Origin of the sequence: Segatella albensis DSM 11370 = JCM 12258, assembly GCF_000426565.1 — a bacterium.
Lineage (GTDB): Bacteria > Bacteroidota > Bacteroidia > Bacteroidales > Bacteroidaceae > Prevotella > Prevotella albensis.
On the sequence record NZ_AUFP01000007.1, the window covers coordinates 1 to 19561 of the forward strand.

18 protein-coding genes are annotated in these 19561 nt (G+C 38.6%); 5 read left to right on the forward strand and 13 right to left on the reverse strand.

Going from position 1 to position 19561, the window contains the following annotated elements:
• Window positions 1-263 precede the first annotated feature (263 nt).
• Window positions 264-1196, forward strand: a complete 933-nt coding sequence (locus tag K333_RS0105155) for an acyltransferase family protein (RefSeq protein WP_024989636.1) — start codon at window positions 264-266, stop codon at window positions 1194-1196.
• Between the two features lie 118 nt (window positions 1197-1314).
• Here K333_RS0105155 and K333_RS0105160 read toward each other — a convergent pair whose 3' ends face one another.
• The 4 genes from K333_RS0105160 to K333_RS0105175 form a co-directional block, all read right to left on the reverse strand.
• Entirely contained in the window at window positions 1315-2778 is a 1464-nt protein-coding gene (locus tag K333_RS0105160; protein ID WP_024989637.1) for an MFS transporter, read from the reverse strand.
• A gap of 179 nt (window positions 2779-2957) precedes the next feature.
• Window positions 2958-5453: a bifunctional UDP-N-acetylmuramoyl-tripeptide:D-alanyl-D-alanine ligase/alanine racemase gene (locus K333_RS0105165; RefSeq protein WP_027452416.1), complete on the reverse strand. Its 2496-nt coding sequence runs from the start codon at window positions 5451-5453 to the stop codon at window positions 2958-2960.
• A complete protein-coding gene (locus K333_RS0105170) occupies window positions 5450-6277 on the reverse strand; it encodes a GSCFA domain-containing protein (protein WP_024989638.1) in 828 nt (275 codons plus the stop codon). Before K333_RS0105170 ends, K333_RS0105165 begins: the two co-directional genes overlap by 4 nt.
• Window positions 6278-6378: 101 nt before the next feature.
• A complete protein-coding gene (locus tag K333_RS0105175; protein ID WP_027452417.1) occupies window positions 6379-8886 on the reverse strand; it encodes a YfhO family protein in 2508 nt (835 codons plus the stop codon).
• Window positions 8887-8992: 106 nt separating this feature from the next.
• Here K333_RS0105175 and K333_RS0105180 point away from each other — a divergent pair, with 106 nt between their 5' ends.
• Both K333_RS0105180 and K333_RS0105185 read left to right on the forward strand, forming a co-directional pair.
• Window positions 8993-9670: a 5'-methylthioadenosine/adenosylhomocysteine nucleosidase gene (locus K333_RS0105180; RefSeq protein WP_024989639.1), complete on the forward strand. Its 678-nt coding sequence runs from the start codon at window positions 8993-8995 to the stop codon at window positions 9668-9670.
• 25 nt (window positions 9671-9695) lie between these two features.
• A complete protein-coding gene (locus K333_RS0105185; protein WP_024989640.1) occupies window positions 9696-10175 on the forward strand; it encodes an S-ribosylhomocysteine lyase in 480 nt (159 codons plus the stop codon).
• 65 nt (window positions 10176-10240) lie between these two features.
• Here the strand turns inward: K333_RS0105185 and K333_RS0105190 are convergent, their stop codons facing one another.
• Window positions 10241-11002 carry a porin family protein gene (locus K333_RS0105190; protein ID WP_024989641.1) on the reverse strand — a complete coding sequence of 254 codons (762 nt, stop codon included), beginning with the start codon at window positions 11000-11002 and terminating at the stop codon, window positions 10241-10243.
• A 53-nt stretch (window positions 11003-11055) separates the two neighbouring features.
• On the reverse strand, window positions 11056-12858 hold the full coding sequence (gene typA, locus K333_RS0105195) for a translational GTPase TypA (protein ID WP_024989642.1): 1803 nt from the start codon (window positions 12856-12858) through the stop codon (window positions 11056-11058).
• Between the two features lie 203 nt (window positions 12859-13061).
• On the opposite strand from typA, the gene rpsO reads away from it, so the two are divergent.
• Window positions 13062-13331 (forward strand): 30S ribosomal protein S15, encoded by a 270-nt coding sequence (gene rpsO, locus K333_RS0105200; RefSeq protein WP_024989643.1) that lies wholly within the window; start codon window positions 13062-13064, stop codon window positions 13329-13331.
• A gap of 77 nt (window positions 13332-13408) precedes the next feature.
• Here the strand turns inward: rpsO and folK are convergent, their stop codons facing one another.
• From folK to K333_RS0105230, 6 genes are read right to left on the reverse strand one after another with little or no spacing between them, the layout of a single operon-like run.
• Window positions 13409-13822, reverse strand: coding sequence for a 2-amino-4-hydroxy-6-hydroxymethyldihydropteridine diphosphokinase (gene folK / locus K333_RS0105205; RefSeq protein WP_024989644.1), 414 nt, complete (start codon window positions 13820-13822; stop codon window positions 13409-13411).
• Complete coding sequence (gene queA, locus K333_RS0105210) at window positions 13822-14988, reverse strand: tRNA preQ1(34) S-adenosylmethionine ribosyltransferase-isomerase QueA (RefSeq protein WP_024989645.1); 1167 nt, start codon at window positions 14986-14988, stop codon at window positions 13822-13824. Before queA ends, folK begins: the two co-directional genes overlap by 1 nt.
• A gap of 36 nt (window positions 14989-15024) precedes the next feature.
• Complete coding sequence (gene truB, locus K333_RS0105215) at window positions 15025-15714, reverse strand: tRNA pseudouridine(55) synthase TruB (RefSeq protein WP_024989646.1); 690 nt, start codon at window positions 15712-15714, stop codon at window positions 15025-15027.
• A gap of 9 nt (window positions 15715-15723) precedes the next feature.
• Window positions 15724-16524 (reverse strand): undecaprenyl-diphosphate phosphatase, encoded by an 801-nt coding sequence (locus K333_RS0105220; protein ID WP_024989647.1) that lies wholly within the window; start codon window positions 16522-16524, stop codon window positions 15724-15726.
• Between the two features lie 2 nt (window positions 16525-16526).
• Window positions 16527-16763, reverse strand: a complete 237-nt coding sequence (locus tag K333_RS0105225; protein WP_024989648.1) for a DUF3098 domain-containing protein — start codon at window positions 16761-16763, stop codon at window positions 16527-16529.
• Window positions 16764-16767: 4 nt separating this feature from the next.
• Window positions 16768-17646: a cell division protein FtsX gene (locus K333_RS0105230; RefSeq protein ID WP_027452418.1), complete on the reverse strand. Its 879-nt coding sequence runs from the start codon at window positions 17644-17646 to the stop codon at window positions 16768-16770.
• Between the two features lie 154 nt (window positions 17647-17800).
• On the opposite strand from K333_RS0105230, the gene K333_RS0105235 reads away from it, so the two are divergent.
• Window positions 17801-18580 (forward strand): radical SAM protein, encoded by a 780-nt coding sequence (locus K333_RS0105235; protein WP_027452419.1) that lies wholly within the window; start codon window positions 17801-17803, stop codon window positions 18578-18580.
• Between the two features lie 183 nt (window positions 18581-18763).
• Here the strand turns inward: K333_RS0105235 and lpxA are convergent, their stop codons facing one another.
• Entirely contained in the window at window positions 18764-19549 is a 786-nt protein-coding gene (gene lpxA, locus K333_RS0105240) for an acyl-ACP--UDP-N-acetylglucosamine O-acyltransferase (protein WP_024989649.1), read from the reverse strand.
• Between the last annotated feature and the right edge of the window lie 12 nt (window positions 19550-19561).

The following is a 19561-nucleotide window of genomic DNA, read 5'->3' on the forward strand; positions in this document are numbered from 1 at the left end:
TGCCAACTTGTAATCAATTTCTTCGTTTGCCATCATAAAATAAACTATGTCTTACTACTTTTATTGTAGCCTGACACAGTTTACTTTACACTCTCAGATTAATATCAATTCTAATATACACATACAGAATTCACTAAAATAAACAAAATATACCACTAAATGATTGGAGGATATCAATTTTCTTGTCGTTTATCATATCAGGAAAGGATATCTTCCATTTTAATTTGAAAATAAGAACAGCACTAAAAAACATTTCTATTATCATGAAACATAATAAAGATATTAACTTATTTAGAAGCATCCTGATAAGTTTGGTGATTCTTGTACATATCGTAAACTTCGGCCACATATATCCATCTGTAAAGAGTTCTATCTTATCGTTCTTGATGCCTGCCTTCATAATGCTAACTGGCTATTTAGTGAATATCAACAAATCAATAAAAGATTTTGCCCAATACATATTGAAAATATGGTTACCATATATGTTTTTTGTCATTGGCTATGCTATTCTATCACTACATCTTCCCGTTAGCGACGGAATAAAAATACTAGACACACCTACTATGTTGAATATTCTCTTCATAAAATCTATTGGCCCTTATTGGTTTTTTCATGTCATGATGGTTTGCGGAATCATATATTACAGTATATTCCGCCTTTTCCATAACTCCAACACCATAACCAAATATTCTTTATTTGCAACAGCAATCATCTTGATTTCATTTCTAACTCCATTTTTAAATATCAAAGCTGCTATTTATTATTTTATCGGAGTAGGAATAAAGCATTTTATTGGAGACTTCTCTCTAATATACAGAAAGAGTCTATGGCCGATTATTCCTTTTAGTCTATTGATTACAAGAACGGATTATCATGATTGGGGAACGATATCTGTTTTAGTATGCGTGATTTCATTCTTCTGTTTCTCATCCTTTTTCATTTCATTTCTAAAAGAAGGAAAAGTCAAGTCGCTATTAGAATATATAGGAAGGAACACATTCCCTATTTATGTCTTCCATCCTATATTTACGATGCTATCTAAATTTTTATTACCAGTTTTCAGATTAGACTCTACAGGAATTATCCATGCCATATCTACGGTAGTGATTGGTATCATAGGAAGTCTTTGCATGGCGAGATGTCTAGATTTACTTCATATATCCTACTTATTAGGAAGAAAAAAGATATTAAGATAGATGCGGTTAACTTCGTTGGCTGACGCAGTTAACTTCGTATCCCTACGCGAATAACTTCGTAAGCGTATGCAGTTAACTGCGTCAGCCAACGAAGTTAACTGCATAAATCGCATATATTTTACTCAACAACAATCGGCTTATATTTAGGTACCAAGGCCTTCATAATACTCCAACCTAAAAGATAGGCTACAGAACATATACTAAACACGATCATATATGCTGCCGGTTTTCCGTTAAAGCCCATAAAAGTAAAAGCATCTCCCTGTGCAGCTGCCCAAGTAAAGAATGCACCAGAACCGCGATTGATCGCAAAAGAGCCTAGACCACCTGCCATTGCTCCTATACCCGTGATTGAGGCGATGGTGGACTTTGGAAACATATCACCAATTGTGGAATATAAATTTGCTGACCATGCTTGATGGCCGGCACCTAATAGACCAATGATGATGGCCGGCCACCATGCACTATACTGACCAAGGGGTTGTGCTAACAATCCTAAAACCGGGAAACAGGCAAAGATAAGCATAGCACGCATCCTGCCTATATATGGATTCATACCTTTCTTATCTACAAAATAAGTTGGAAGATATCCTCCTCCAATAGACAAAACTGTCACAATAACGTAAAGGGTGAAAATAAGAGCTATCCCCATCAGAGAATCTGATGTATATCCATACTGGTCTGAGAAATATGCTGGGGCCCAGAAGAGAAAAAACCACCATACACCGTCTGTAAACAGTTTACCAACGATAAAAGACCAAGTCTGTCGGAAGGTAAAACACTTGAGGAGTCCAATGGTTTTCTCTTCACATTCTTCCTTTTTTGCTACTTCTTCCGGATTTTCTGTAGTCTCATCCTGGTATATATAATTCAACTCGGCCTCGTTAACGTATTTACTACTATAAGGATGATCATAAAGAACTATCCAGAACCCCATCCACACGAAACCTAAAACACCGATGATGACAAACGCCATCTCCCATCCACATACACGGGCCAGCAATGGGATGACCGCAGGAGCCGCTAAAGCGCCAACAGAGGCTCCACTATTAAAGATGGATGTAGCAAATGCGCGGTCTTTCTTTGGGAAATATTCTGCTGTAACCTTAATGGCTGCGGGAAAGTTACCGGCTTCACCGACAGCAAGCACAAGACGACAAGATAGAAATAAGAATACACTAATCGTGGCAATAGCTACTGCTGCATCAGAGCCTGCACGAACCATACGTAGTGCCTCCAGCGAATCATAGCCTTCCACTTGCATAGCAACCCATCCACAACCGGCATGAAGACAGGCACCTAATGACCATACGAATATGGCGATAAGATAGCCTTTTTTTGTTCCCATCCAATCAATAAACTTACCGGCAAAAAGGTTGGCTACGGCATAGAATATAGAGAACCATGCTGTGATTATTCCATAATGTTCATCCGTCCAATGGAACTCTGGGGATATAAAATCTTTCCATGTCAAGGAAAGAACTTGACGATCCATATAATTGACAGTTGTCGCTAAAAATAACAGTGCACAAATCACCCAACGGAATTTGGACATACGAGAATGTCGAATAGTATTATTCATGGTTTACTTCTCTTAAGTTTTGATTTATTTTATATTAGTAGTTTTTATATAGATTTGTTGCAAATATACTGATTTTTTCTTAAATGGCAATAAGTTTGTAGTAAGTTTTGCTTCTTCTTAAAATAAAAATAAGGCGAAAGAAATCTTTCTTCCGCCTTATACTATACTGTTACTTTTAATTAGTCTTGAAAGTAAATTCGCTTTACTCGATTGCTAATACCTGTCATAACTTCATAAGGTATAGTTTCTAAAATATCACTAAGTACGGTCACTGGTAGATGATCTCCAAAGATTTCTACGCTATCACCTTCCTTACAGTCAATACCCGTAACGTCTATCATACAGACATCCATACAGATATTACCTACATATTCTGCTTTCTTACCATTTACTAGGCAATAGCCATGACGATTGCCTAGATGACGGTTCAAACCATCTGCATATCCTATTGGTATAGCTGCTATCACACTATCTTTACCCAATATTGTCTTTCTGCTATATCCAATGCTATCACCAGCAGGGACATTTCGCAGCTGGAGAATCGTGGTCTTCAATGTACTTACATTATGGATGGTTTCATTATTACGGGAATTAATTCCATAAAGACCGAGTCCTAATCGACACATATCCAACTGACGCTCTGGGAAATGCTCTATACCTGCGGAATTATCTATATGACGAATTATCTTATGCTCAAAGGCTGATTGTAACTTCTTGCTGCCTTCATCGAAAAGCGCAAACTGCTTTGCTGAGAACTCATCAAAGTCGTCACTGTCACTTCCTACGAAATGAGAGAATACTGAACGAGGAATGATGGCATTCTGGTGCTTCAATCGATCTATAAGTTTATCCATATCGTTCTTTGGATCGAATCCCAATCGATGCATACCTGTATCTAACTTAATATGGACTGGGAATCCTGTGATACCTTCCTTCTCAGCGGCCTTTATCAAGGCTTCTAATAAACGGAAGGAATAAACCTCTGGCTCAAGGTCATAATCAAACATGGTCTTGAAGGCTGTCATCTCAGGATTCATAATCATGATATTTGATGTAATACCATTTCTACGAAGAGTTGCGCCTTCATCTGCTACAGCCACAGCAAGATAGTCCACACGATGATCTTGTAATGTCTTTGCTATCTCTACGGCACCCGCACCATAACCATCGGCCTTGATCATACAAACCAGTTTGGTATCTGGTTTCATGAAAGAACGATAATAGTTCAAATTCTTAACAACTGCATTTAGGTTTACCTCAAGTGTTGTCTCGTGTACTTTCTGTACCAGAAGTTCTGTTATCTGATCAAAACCGAACTGACGGGCGCCCTTTAAAAGGATTACTTCATCGCGCAAAGACTGGAAAACTTCGCTATGAATAAACTGCTCTACACTCTTGAAGAAGAACTTCTCTGCAATCTGTATCTGAGCACTTTGAGCTGAAATCTCAGAACCAATTCCTATAAACTTGACGACTCCACGTTTACGTGCTAAGTTGGAAACTTCGGCATAGAGTTGTTCGGCTGATTCTCCACTCTGCTGAATATCACTTAAAATTAAAGTATGTCGGCAGCCTTTATGGTCTGGACGACGATTCATAAAGTCAAGTGCAATATCAAGAGAATTGATGTCAGAATTATAACTGTCGTTAATCAGTGTACAACCATGCTGACCAACTTTAACCTCTAGGCGCATTGCTATAGGCTCCAACTGTTGCATACGCTTATTAAGTTCTTCAGCACTCAATCCGAGTTTTAGAGCTACTATGGCACAGACTATTGAATTGGAAACAGAAGCCTCATCTATAAAAGGAATAACATATTCTGATTCCTCCCCACCTTTATAGATGTATTTGATCTGGGTCTGGGTTTCTTTCTTCTCTATCGACTTAATGAACATTGCCGATTTTTTATCTTGAAGAGACCATCCTAGGCGCTCCTGTACTTCACCATTAGGCAACACCTCGTCGACCTTTTCTAATTCATTTCGAATAATCTCATCATCTGCATTATAAACAACAGTCTGTGCATCATGGAAAAGGACTAACTTTTCTCTGCATTTTTCTGCCTTCGATTCAAAGTTGCGCTGATGAGCTTCACCTATATTTGTTAATATAGCTATCGTTGGCTGAATGATATCGCGCAAGGCCAACATCTCGCCAGGCATGCTAATACCAGCCTCAAAGACTCCCACCTGAGTTTGTTCTGTCATCAACCAAACAGATAGAGGTACACCAATCTGTGAATTGTAGCTACGAGGACTACGGGTGACATACAGACTTGATGACAGCAACTGATACAACCACTCTTTGACCATAGTTTTTCCATTGGAGCCTGTTATACCAACAATAGGAATGTTAAATTCATCACGATGGCGTTCTGCAAGACGCTGCAATGCTTCTAAAGTATTTACTACTTTCAAGAAATTTGCCTCAGGATAATCAGAAGCATATCCCTTAGGAACATCTGTCACTACAAAGTTCTTTACACCACGGCGATATAACTCTGGTATGTAATTATGACCATCATTACGCTCTGACTTCAAAGCAAAAAAGAGAGTTTCCTCAGGGAAACATAAGGAGCGGCTATCGGTTAAAATGAAACCGATATTGGCATCCCTATCACCATAACGACGCGCACCTATCAGTGTGGTTACTTTTTCGATAGTATATATCATTTCTTTGTTTTTATTTTCTTGAATGCAAAGGTAGGGTATTTTTTCGAAAGTGCCTCTACTTTTAACATGGTTTTAGTCATAAACATCTTATATTCTTCCGAATCAGGATTGAAAGGTTTATGCCCCAATGCTTCTTTTATAGGCTTCCACTCTTTCAAAAAATTCAGTGTTTCTTTCCCAAAGTAAACTTCTGAGAAGCGCTGCCAGATATACTCTACGGCTTGATCCGATGGATGAAGCATATCTTCTTTGTAGAATCTATAGTCACGTAATTCATCATTTATGATTTCATAAGCGGGGAAATAGGTTACTACTCCATCAAATGCTTTTACCAGTTTATCTGTAGCTAGCATTAATATTGCCTTAGAGAGTTGACTCTCATGATAACCATATTTGCGATATCTAATCGGACTTACCGTGACAATGACATGAACATCGGCATTTTCTGCCTTTAGTTCCATGACGGCTTGCTTTAGGTAATCGAAACTTTCTTCTATCGTTAGTTTCTTTTCTTCAAACAATTTTTGAGGACGCTTCGCACAGTTGTCAACAATCTTTCCTGTTTCTTTTAATATATACACATGATTAGTTCCTAATGTAAAGATTGCTACATTAGGTTTTTCTTCCTTGACCTTGTGTACTGTATGTAATATACTCGCAGGATTGTACATTACCCCGAAAGGATTTACTGTTGCTTGGAATTGTTCTTCACAAAAACGACGTCCTAAGTTATCAGCAAAGCAACTTCCTACCAAAAGCATCTTCTCGCACGGAGGTATCTGGAAACAAGACTTGGGAATATCAACGATTGTTCTGAACTCCATAATACTATTTTTCTCTTATACAATAAAAACTCGTCTCCACCATATTGGCGAAGACGAGACTATCATTCGTCAAAGTTGTATGCTAACTCAAACTTCTATACTTATTTCTCAACTGCTTCTATACTTTTCTTCTTTTTCTTCCATTCTGTATAGCATGCAAATAGCACAAGAAGTATCAGAACCAAATAACCGACATAAGCTACAGTCTCGGTTTCTGCTACTGAAGATGGATGGAAGTCAAGAATGACCTCGTGTTTTCCTGCCGTTATATTGAGAGCTCGAAGTACGTAATTTACACGACCTAATTCTACCTTCTTCCCATCTACAGTTGCTGTCCAACCTGGATAATAGATTTCTGAGAATACGACGACACCTCCTTGATTCGAACTTACCTTATAGGTCAAGTGATTAGGTTTATAGTCTGTTATCTGTACGATAGAATTGTTCGTCTGTTTCTTTGCTTGTCCCAATATGTTTTCAAACTTCTTATCTGCTACTGCTGCATGACGGAGATCTATCTTACCAAGTTGCTCCAATTCCTCATTGGCATTATTCACATAGGTAATATGGTCTACTAACCAAGCATTTCCATAAACATAAGGATTCTGTATAGGAACAGTCTGTCCACCCTGCAATGGGAAAATAAAATACTTGGCATTCAGCATGTTCAGTATTGGGAACACGTCATTACCATCTACCTTGGTCATATCTCCACCAGCCTCTGAAACAGCCTTCATGGTCTTCTGCATTTCAGGAGAGATATAAGCTTCTATCAGTTCTTGATATCGGCGTAACTTTGCTGCATGATATCCACCTATACTCTTATGATAATAAGAGGTCTCATTTTCATTGAATGTATTCGAAGCTAAATTCAAGACACGATAATCCAAACTCTTATCACGTAAGATTTGCTTATCTGTTTGCGTCATAGGCTGAGCTTGCTCACGTACACTGGCTTCTACAAACATATCGTCATTCAGATAACGTTTATCAACTTGCCACATGTCGATAAGACAAAGAACAGAAACCGCTGCTACCATATACTCTGCCTTAAGACGCTTGGCTTTATAGAGTAACACAAATACAGAACCGATAAGAATAATCCAGAAGGAACGCCAACAATCAGCTGTAAACATAGCGATTCGCATCTCACGAAGATTATTCAGCAATGGGCCTAAGTATTCTTGTGGTATCTGCTTCAGAGCCTGCATCTCACTAGAAGATACGAAATCGCTAAAGAATACATTTGGCATCAAAGCAAAGAGCACACATATACCGGCTGTCATGGCGAAACTTGCATAAAAGCATTTCATCTTCTTCGAAAGTACTTCTGGATGATCTACCACTTCCTTTAGTGCCATCATCGCAAGTAATGGTATTGTGAATTCTGCTATTACAAGAATTGATGCTACAGTTCTGAACTTGGCATACATCGGGATATAATCTAGGAAGAAATCTGTGAATGGCATGAAATTTCTTCCCCATGACAACAGTATCGATAATACAGTTGCTGCTAAAAGTGCCCACTTCATAGGTCCTTTCACAATAAAGAGACCAAGAATGAATAGCATCAGAACAAAAGCACCTACATATACAGGACCTGATGTACCTGGTTGTTCTCCCCAATATTGTCCCAACTGTTGATATATCTGCATAAACTGTGGATCTGCTTTCGACATTGCTGTCTCATTCTGTGCGATAGGCACAGAGGCTCCACCCTTTGTATTTGGTACTAACAGAGTCCATGTTTCATCAATACCATAACTCCACTGTGTAATGTAATCACGATCGAGTCCACTACTTGTTTGATTAGCAGAATTCTTCTTGATAAGTTCGCTTTTTCCGCGCATACTCTCTTGAGAATACTGCCATGTATGATATAGGTTTGATAAGTTAAGAGCAATTGCGATTGCTGCACCAGCAACACATACTCCCGTAGCTTTAAAGAATCTGTCCACCTTTTTCTCTTTGATAGCCTGTACCAAATAGGCCAGGATCATAAAGAAGATAACAAACAGATAGTAATAAGTCATCTGCACATGATTGGCTCTCACCTCAAAAGCAGAAAAGACCGCGGTGAGCAACAATCCCCATAAATATTTACCGCGATAAGCCATCACTATACCCGCGATCATTGGTGGCAGATAAGCCAAGGCCATCACTTTCCAAATATGACCTGCTGCAATAATAATCAGGAAATAACTGGAGAATGCCCATATTATAGAACCTAACACTGCAAGGGAACGACGGAAATCAAATGCACGCAATAATATATAAAATCCCAAAAGATAAGTAAATAAATACCACACATTCTCAGGTAACCATAAATGGTATGCGTTCATGACCTGATCCAATATCGATGCACTTTTATATGACGGAGACATCTGATAAGTTGGCATTCCACTAAACACAGAATTAGTCCAACGAGAATGCTCTCCTGTCTGTTGTTGGAAGAGTGCTGTTTCCTGTCCTGCTCCAACACCTGCTGAACTATCATGACGATACAAAATACGGCCATCCATATCAGCTGGCATAAAATAGGCAAAAGAAATTACAATAAAAACAAATACTGCCAGTATATCCAACAGATATTTCTTGAATGCTTTCATATATTATAAACGTTTATATTTCTAAAATTCAAACGCAAAGATAGTGTAATTCCAAGACAATACAAAATAATTTTTGTAATTTTGCATCCAAATAACATAAAGCATTATGAAAATTGGTATTATTGTTGCGATGGATAAGGAATTCGCACAACTAAAGACTCTTCTTGACGATTCTCGAACAGAACGTCACAACCATAAAGATTTCGTTATCGGAGAAATTGGCAACAACGAAATCATTATGCAGCAATGCGGTATTGGCAAAGTAAACAGTACCATCGGTGCTGTAGAAATGATAGATAATTATCATCCTGATCTTGTCATCTCTACTGGTGTTGCCGGCGGTGCCAACAAAGAACTGAATCCGCTTGATATTGTTGTCGCTTCAGAATGCGTATATCATGACGCATACTGTGGAGACGAAGTAGAATTCGGACAAATCATGGGGATGCCTGCACGATTTAAAGCTCCAAAAGAGCTTATCGAAAAAGCTAAAGAAACAGAGCCAAACATTCACATTGGCCTTACCGTAAGTGGTGAATGGTTTGTAAACTCTAAAGAAAAGATGCAAGAAATTCTCAACCATTTTCCAAATGCTATGGCTGTTGACATGGAGAGTTGCTCTATAGCTCAGACATGTCATATATACAAGACTCCTTTTATTTCATTCAGAATTATCAGTGATGTACCTCTGAAAGATAATAAGGCACAGATGTATTTCGACTTTTGGAATAAAATGGCAGAAGGAAGTTTCAATGCTACTAAAAAATTTTTAGAAGCTTTATAATAAAACGATAATATCTATTAGAATTATGAATAAGATTCCTAGCTTCACTATCAACCACGAGAAGTTACTCCGCGGTATTTATGTAAGTCGTAAAGACGAGGTTGGCAATGATATCATTACAACTTTTGATATCAGAATGAAAGAGCCTAATCGCGAGCCTGTTCTTCACAATGGTGCTATCCACACTATAGAGCATTTGGCAGCAACATATTTGCGCAATGATGCGGAATGGAAGGATCGTGTCATTTATTGGGGGCCAATGGGATGTCTTACAGGAAACTACCTTTTATTAAAGGGTGATTTGGAAAGTAAGGATATTGTAGAACTCATGAAACGTACTTTTAAATTCGTAGCTGACTTCGATGGCGAGATTCCTGGTGCCGCTGCAAAAGACTGTGGTAATTACTTACTGCATGATCTTCCTATGGCAAAGTATGAGGCTAAAAAGTTTCTTGAGGAGGTGCTCAATAATATCACTGAAGCAAATTTGGTTTATCCAGAATAATAAATTCCACCAAACATAGTAAAGGCTGCACCTTCTTGGCACAGCCTTTATTATATTGATCAATATTATAAATCAAATTTATATCCCACCGTAAAGAAAAAAGCTTTATTCTTTACTTTCTCTGAAATATCCATTGTAGCATAATTACCTAAATCTATATTGTAACGTGCATCAAGTACTACATTCTGGTATTCATAAGAAACTCCAACAGGTATTGACACACTCAAATTTTTCAAAGTGTTCTTGACATTCTGATTCACTTTATAGTGATTCAGCAATTCACCCTCTTTGTTCTTATCAAAGTTTATAGTCTTCTCATTTGTTTCCTTATTTGTTATTTCTGTAAAGGAAGTTTGCTCGTACTTATAATGTGCAGAAGTAAGAATTCCCAATTGAATACCAGTATTTACAGAAAATCCTTTAGCAACATAAAGATGAGCAACTAAAGGTATATTAAGATAATCAACATCTTTATAAGCATTTTCAATAAGTTCTACCCACGTAACATTTTCCTCTTGGGGGTATTCTTCAGCGTCATCTGTATATTTACATCCTTGACGAGTATAGAAAGCACCTAACGAAATAGCCACTTTATCAAGAATTTGGTATTGTGCATCAACACCCACTATAAAATCGGAATTATACTTAGAACTGATTTTATGTTCTGGAACACCATCTAGCAAAGACACTTTATAATAATCTTGTCCCGTCATGTTAGCAATACAAACTCCCACACGTGGTATAATAGAGAATGTACCCACTCTGTTCTGAGCATCAATTCTCAAAACAAACACTATTAATGCTATTAATAAAAAAAGACGTTTCATAAGAATCTAGTTTTTCTTACAAAACGTCTTTAAGTATTGTTTATTGTGTCAAATTAATCCTTATTTGAACGTTTACGCTCCAAATGATCAAGAACAATCTTGCGCATACGCATATTCTCAGGAGTAACTTCAACATACTCATCTTCCTTAATGTACTCCAAGCACTCCTCCAGACTCATCTCTACCTTAGGGATCACACGAGCCTTCTCATCAGAACCTGAAGCACGGACATTAGTAAGCTGCTTAGCCTTAGTTACATTGATAACCAAATCATTATCATGAACATGCTCGCCAACGACCTCACCAGCATAAACTTCCTCTCCTGGATCAATAAAGAACTTACCACGATCCTGAAGTTTATCGATAGAGTAAGCATAAGCAGTACCTGTCTCCATAGCTATCATACTACCATTTGTACGACGTACGATCTCACCCTTATAAGGTTGGTACTCCTTGAAACGGTGAGCCATAATAGCCTCACCCTGGGATGCTGTCAACACATTGGTACGCAAACCGATAATACCACGAGAAGGAATCTCGAAAGTGATATTCACACGATCACCCTCTGTATCCATACCGATAAGATCACCCTTACGACGGGTAACCATATCTACCATTTTACTGCTGAATTCCTGAGGTACGTTAATTGTCAACTCCTCTATAGGCTCGCACTTCTGACCATCAATCTCCTTATAGATAACCTGAGGCTGACCTACCTGAAGTTCATAACCCTCACGACGCATAGTCTCGATAAGTACAGAAAGATGAAGCACACCACGTCCACTAACGATCCAACGATCTGTATATCCCTCAACAGGACGAACACGAAGCGCAATATTCTTTTCAAGCTCCTTATCCAAACGCTCTTGAATATGACGGCTAGTACAGAACTTACCCTCACGACCAAAGAATGGAGAATCGTTAATAGTGAAAAGCATACTCATAGTAGGCTCATCAACAGCAATAGGAGGAAGAGCTTCTGGATTTTCCCAATCAGCAATAGTATCACCGATTTCGAAATTCTCCAAACCGATTACAGCACAAATATCACCAGACATTACAGAATCGGTCTTCTTATGTCCCATACCCTCAAATGTATGGAGCTCCTTAATCTTAGTTCTTTCCTTAGAACCATCGCGATGACAGATTGTGATATTCATACCATCCTTCAAAACACCACGATGAACTCGTCCTACAGCGATACGACCTGTATAACTAGAATAATCCAAAGAAGTGATCAACATCTGAGGTGTACCTTCAAGAATCTTTGGAGCAGGAATTTTCTCAATGATTTCATCAAGAAGATACTCTATATTGTCTGTAGGAGTCTTCCAATCTGCCGACATCCAACCATTCTTTGCAGAACCATAGACTACAGGGAAATCAAGTTGCTCCTCAGTAGCATTTAAGTCGCACATCAAATCGAAGACCATCTCATAGACCTCTTCAGGACGACAGTTAGGCTTATCCACCTTGTTTACAACAACAATAGGTTTCAAACCTAATTGCAGAGCCTTCTGAAGCACGAAACGTGTCTGAGGCATAGGTCCCTCGAAAGCATCTACGAGCAACAAGCAACCATCAGCCATATTAAGAACACGCTCAACCTCACCACCGAAGTCAGAGTGTCCAGGAGTATCAAGTATATTGATTTTTACACCTTTCCAATTGATAGACACATTCTTTGAAAGAATGGTTATTCCTCGCTCACGCTCCAAATCATTGGAGTCAAGAACTTCGCCACTGTTATCCTGTCCCTCACGGAAGAGCTTACCAGCGAGCATCATTTTGTCGACCAATGTTGTTTTACCGTGGTCGACGTGTGCAATAACTGCAATGTTTCTAATGTCTTGCATTTGTTTTTTACCTTAAAAGCCTTTATTTTGGGTGCAAAGATACAAATAATATTGGAAATATTTGCATAATAAGAAGAAAATAAGTACCTTTGCAGCGCATTTTCGGAAAATCCGATGCATTCGACAGCGTAAATCAGTTGTGATTAAGGCTGACAAGCGCCCGAAGGATGTAATTTGCAAACAATTATTTAATCAATTTTATTATGTATTTAGACAACGCAAAAAAAGAAGAGATCTTCGGTAAGTATGGTAAGTCAACAAAGGATACTGGTTCTGCAGAAAGCCAGATCGCATTGTTCACATTCCGTATCAAGCACCTTACAGAGCATGTAAAGAAGAACCACAAGGACTTCGTTACTACTCGTTCACTTACTCAGCTTGTTGGTAAGCGTCGTGCTCTCCTTGATTATCTTTACGATCGTGACATTGAGCGCTATCGTGCTATCATCAAGGCTCTTGGTCTTCGTAAGTAATCTCTTTAGAGATAAGGAATTAAAAATCCCGGTATCATTTGATATCGGGATTTTTTTTATTAATATAAGAATTATTCTTACTCGTTTGGATATATTTCCTTCAAAGGAGTCATTACGAAGTCACGCTCATACATCAACGGATGAGGAATCTTCAAATCTGGCTGATCAATATGTAGGTCATCATACAACAAAATATCTATATCGATAATTCGATCTTCATATTGTCCATCATGACTTTTGTTCAGTCGTCCTAACGAGCGTTCTATCTTTTGTGTAGTTTCCAACAACTGCTGTGGTGCCAACACCGTCTCCACAAGGACACAACAATTCAAGAACTCATTAGGAGAATCAAAACCCCATGGCTCTGTTTCATAAAGAGTTGACTGGCGAACAACAACACCAATCAACTCCCCTATTTTTTCGATGGCTTCATGTATGATTCTCTTGCGATTACCAATATTTGAGCCAAGACTAAGATATACTTTATGCATTAATCGTTAACGATTAGCAAGCTGTCGCCATAACAACCGAACTTGTATCCATTCTTCACAGCCAACTTATAGCATTCCATAACGGCATCATATCCTCCAAAAGCAGCTGTACTCATCAACAAGGTAGACTCCGGATGATAGAAATTAGCAACCATTGAATCAGCAAAACCAAAATCATATGGAGGGAAGATAAACTTATTTGTCCATCCCTCAAATTCCTTCAACAATCCATCTGTACCAACAGCGGTTTCTGTAGCCTTTACGACACTACATCCAACAGCACAGATATGATGCCCCTTCTTCTTTGTATCATTTACGATATCGCACGCTTCTTTGGTAACAAACATCTGCTCAGAATCCATCTTATGCTTTGTCAAATCTTCCACTTCTATTTCATGGAAATTTCCTAAGCCACAATGTAAAGTAATGAAAGCAGAATTCACACCTTTAATTTCCATACGTTTCAGCAACTCACGACTGAAGTGTAAACCTGTAGAAGGTGCTGTAACAGCTCCCTCATTCTTAGCATAGACACATTGGAACTGTTCCAAGTCTTCTTCTGTAGCATGATGATCTTCACGATTGTCTATGATATAGCGTGGCAGCGGAGCTTCACCAAGTGCGAACAGGTTGTTCTTGAATTCCTCATGAGGACTATCATAAAGGAATCTTAGAGTGCGGCCACGAGATGTTGTGTTATCAATAACCTCAGCAACCATAGAACTCGTATCATCAAAGAAAAGTTTATTTCCAATTCGAATCTTACGAGCAGGTTCTACCAACACATCCCAAAGACGCATCTCCTCATTCAATTCACGGAGAAGGAAAACTTCTATCTTAGCATCTGTCTTTTCTTTTGTTCCATAAAGACGAACAGGAGAAACCTTAGTATCATTGAAGACAAAAGTATCACCTTCATCAAAATAATCTATCACATTACGGAATTCCAGAAACTCTCCTTCAATAGGATTACCATCAGCATCCTTTTTGAACATTTCAATTTCTCCAGACTTCTTATGCAATACCATCAGACGTGCCTCATCACGACGAGTAACACAGAATGTTTGCTTTGTGCCATCAGATCTTTCGATGGTATGCTCTACACTATGTGGATACAATGCCACTTGATCTAAAGGCAATTTGAATTTAAATTGTGATAGTTTCATATTATATAAGTCTCCTTTCAAGTAAATTGCTTATGTTTATAAATTTTCTTCTAACCACTGTTCAAACTGATCGTATACAATACAGTTTTCTACTTTAACCTCGCCGACTCGAGTCCTACGCAGAGCTGTAAGATAGGCTCCGCTTTTAAGAGCACGACCAATATCGCGAGCCAAAGCTCTTATATATGTGCCTTTTCCACATTCCACCCGAATACTCATCTGCATGGTATCAGGATTGAAATCGGTAAGTTCTATATCTTCAATATGCACCGTTTTAGGCTTAAGCTTGACATCTTCACCAGCACGTCGCAAAGCGTAAGCTCGCTCTCCACCCACCTTTACAGCACTATAGGTAGGAGGCACTTGCTCTATATCACCTATAAACGATTTAAGCACATCAAGTATTCTCTCTCTTGTAATCTGTTCTGTAGGGAAGAGCTCATTCACAGGATGTTCCATATCATAGCTTACGGTTGTCGCCCCAAGTTGCAATGTAGCAGTATATTCCTTGGAATGATATTGCAAGCGTTCTATCTGTTTGGTCATTTTGCCCGTACAGAGTATAAGCACTCCTGTAGCCAAAGGATCGAGAGTACCTGCGTGTCCTATTTTTACCTTATGGTCAAGTCGCTTCGACAATACATATCTAATATGTGCCAAAGCCTTAAAACTTGTAATCTGATAAGGCTTATCGATGGCTATAATTTCTCCGTTGATGAAATCCATGCGAAAGAATTAAAATGAGCAAGCTATGGTTATCATACCCAAAATTGCACAATAAATAGCAAAGTATATCAATTTCCCCTTCTTCACAAGATTTATCATCCACTTACAGGCAAAGCAACCAGATACAAAAGCAGCTATAAAACCTATGCTAAGTGCAAATACCGAGATATCACCGGCAGCGACCTGAGCACCATGCTTCACAGCCTTCAACACATCTAGCAATGCCTCACCAAGGATTGGCGGAATAACCATCAAGAATGAGAACTGAGCTAATTTTGCCTTATTATTTCCTAGTAGAATACCAGTAGCTATCGTACTACCAGAACGAGAAAGACCTGGCATTACAGCACATGCTTGCGCTATACCGATAATAAAAGCATCTTTCATACTGATTTTCTCTTTCTGACGAGGACGTGCGTAAAAAGAGAATGCCAATATTATTGCTGTAAGCAAAAGCATTGCACCGACAATGGCAAGACCAGAACCAAATATCTCTTCAACATAATCCTTGAAGAATACTCCTACGATACCAACAGGTATCATTGATATTATAATGTTCACAGTATATTTGGTCTCCTCATTCCACTGGAACTTAACGAGTCCCTTGAATATCCAAGAGATTTCCTTCCAAAGAATAACCAATGTGCTCAATACTGTAGCGACATGAACCGCTACTGTAAAAGTCAAATTATCATCAGCATTTACACCAATAAGATAAGAAGCAATGGTAAGATGCCCACTACTACTTACTGGCAGATATTCTGTAAGTCCCTGAATCAATCCAAGGATCAAAGCTTGTAACCAATCCATAATTAATCTTCGTTCTTGTCTTTTGGTTTACGAATAATAGCGTAGATAATAGATGCAAAGCCTAAGAATGTAACCACAGGTGCAACCTTAATACGCATAGTACTGAAAATATCAAGATCAAAAGTTTTCTCACTTGACCCCGAACCACTCATCAGGACGAATCCAATGATGACGATAGCCATACCGACTGCCAACAAGATGAAGTTGACCTTATCAAACGCTAAATTCTTCTTATCCATGTTCTTAAATTTTATATAATTCACTAGCCTTCATCTTCAAGAATTTGTTTACCGAGATATTTGCACAGATCGCAGTAATAACAATTCCAAAGAAGAACACCGAAGCCGCAGTAATAGCCATCTCCTTCCAAGTAACAATAGTTACGATATCTGGCTCAAAGCGATAAAGTGCATAAATGCAAACCGCAAGAACGATGCAGGCCAATAATGCGGCAACAATACCAATGCATATCGTACGATTTACGAAAGGACGACGGATGAAACTCCATGAAGCCCCTACCAATTTCATCGTATGGATAGAGAAACGTCGAGCATATATACCCAAACGCACTGTATTACTAATCAAAGAGAATGACACAAATGTCAACAATACAGCCAATACCAATAATATCACACTGATCTTAGCAATATTCTGATTCACCTGTTCTACCAAATCTTTCTGATAACTGATTTCGCTCACTTTAGGAAATGCCTTCAACTCTCTAGAGATCCATTGCAATGAATCATTATTTGCATAATCTGCCTTCACAGTAATCTCTACTGAAGACAAGAAAGGATTGACGCCCGCAAATTCTCTAGGGTCAGCACCCAACTCTTTCATACCTTCTTTCAAGGCCTGTTCCTTACTGATATATTGAAGACTATTGACAAATGGGCGTGTCTTAAGCTTCTTACAAATCTGTTGAGCCTCATTAGGTGTCATATCTTGCTGCAGCATCATCTGCACAACAAGGTTCTGCTTAACATACGAAGAAAGATTCCTCGCAGTAAGTGTAGAGAACACGACCATACCCAATAAAATTAGCACCATAGCAGTGCTTATACATAGTGTTACGACCTGTAAGCCATGACGGCTACTAGTCTTCTTACGTTTCTTTGCCATTATTATAAAAGGTATTATATATGCAGTATTTACCTAATTTGATGCAAAAGTAACAAAAAACAAATGAATAAACAACCCTTTAACGTGTATTAACGCGGAAATGCTATTTTCTAATTATATTTTTTCTACTTTTGTGATACAAAAATTATCAAATATGAGTACTGTAATTTATCCTTCTCCAATCTTCGGCCCTATTCATAGCCGTCGACTCGGTATTTCTCTTGGAATAAACCTTATGCCGTCTGACGGAAAGGTGTGTTCTTTCGACTGTATCTATTGTGAATGTGGATTTAATAAGGATCACATTCCGCACCTAAAGCGACCTACACGCGAAGAAGTTGCCAAGGCACTAAAAGCCAAACTGATAGAAATGCATGAAAAGGGTGAACATCCAGACGTACTTACTTTCGCTGGAAATGGTGAGCCTACGGGGCATCCTGACTTTCCGGAAATCATTAATGACACCATTAAACTACGTGACAAATATTGTCCGAAGGCTAAAGTAAGTGTGTTAAGCAACAGTACTTTCATCAATCGCCCTCTTGTACATGCTGCCTTAATGAAGGTTGACAACAACATTCTAAAACTCGATACTGTAGACCCTGAATACATTAGGATGGTAGATCGCCCGACAAGCAAAAACTATCATGTAAACAATATCATAGAAGACCTAAAGAGTTTCTATGGTCATGTTATCATTCAGACCATGTTTATGAAGGGAAAGGTCGGAGATATTGATGTCGACAATACTGGTGATAAATTTGTCAAGCCATGGCTTAAGGCTATTATCGACATACAACCACGCGAGGTAATGGTATATACCATCGACAGAGAAACTCCTGATAAGAACCTGCAGAAAGCAACTCACGAGGAATTGGATCGCATAAAAGATATGGTACAAAAAGAGGGTATCTTGTGTACTGCTTCCTATTGATTATCTCTATTATGAGATGCATATAACAACATCGGCTTACACAGTTAACTGCATCGGCTTACGAAGTTAACTGCGTTGGTGCACGTAGTTAACTGCGTAAATTCATCCATATAACTACAAATAGAAAGGGTCAGTTCACATGACCGACCCTTTATCATATAGACAAGAACTATTTTCTCTATATCATTTCATTTTTCCGATGATACCAGCTTTAGTAGCATTAATAAAGTTCACAATACTACGAATTTGCGGTCCATCAGGTACCTGAGCGTTTATCTGGATAACAGCATCAAAGACACTATTCTGACCATGAAACACAAGGCGATATGCATTAGCAATATGCTTCTGTATTTTCTCATCAATTCCATAGGCTGTCATCATCGTATTGTTAGGACCACTATAAGCAACTGGTTTTCCACCGGCAATGATGTAAGGTGGTACATCCTTTGAGAATGTAGTACCCGCCTGAACCATAGCACCCTCACCAACTCTTGTGCCAGCATTCTCGATAACAGAAGATGAGAAGATTACGCCATTTCCAATCTCACAATCACCGGCAATCTTTGTACCATAGCCAAACACGCAATGGTCACCAACTTTGGTATCATGAGAGATGTGAGCACCTTCCATCAAGAAGTTAAAACTACCAATAACGGTCTGACCGCCTGTATGCGTAGCACGATTGATAACAACATTCTCACGAATAAGATTCTTATCACCAATGATAAGTTCGGTTTCTTCGCCACAGAAATTAAAATCCTGAGGCAAGGCACCTATTACAGCTCCTTGATGAATCTTATTACCATTACCCATACGGGTACCATTCAAGATACTTACAAATGGATATATGACACAATTATCGCCAATCACCACATCGTCTTCAATATAGACAAAAGGGTAAATCTTACAGTTGTCTCCTATCTTTGCTTTAGGAGAAACCTCTGCTTTAGGACTTATATCGCTTGCCATAATAATTTATTC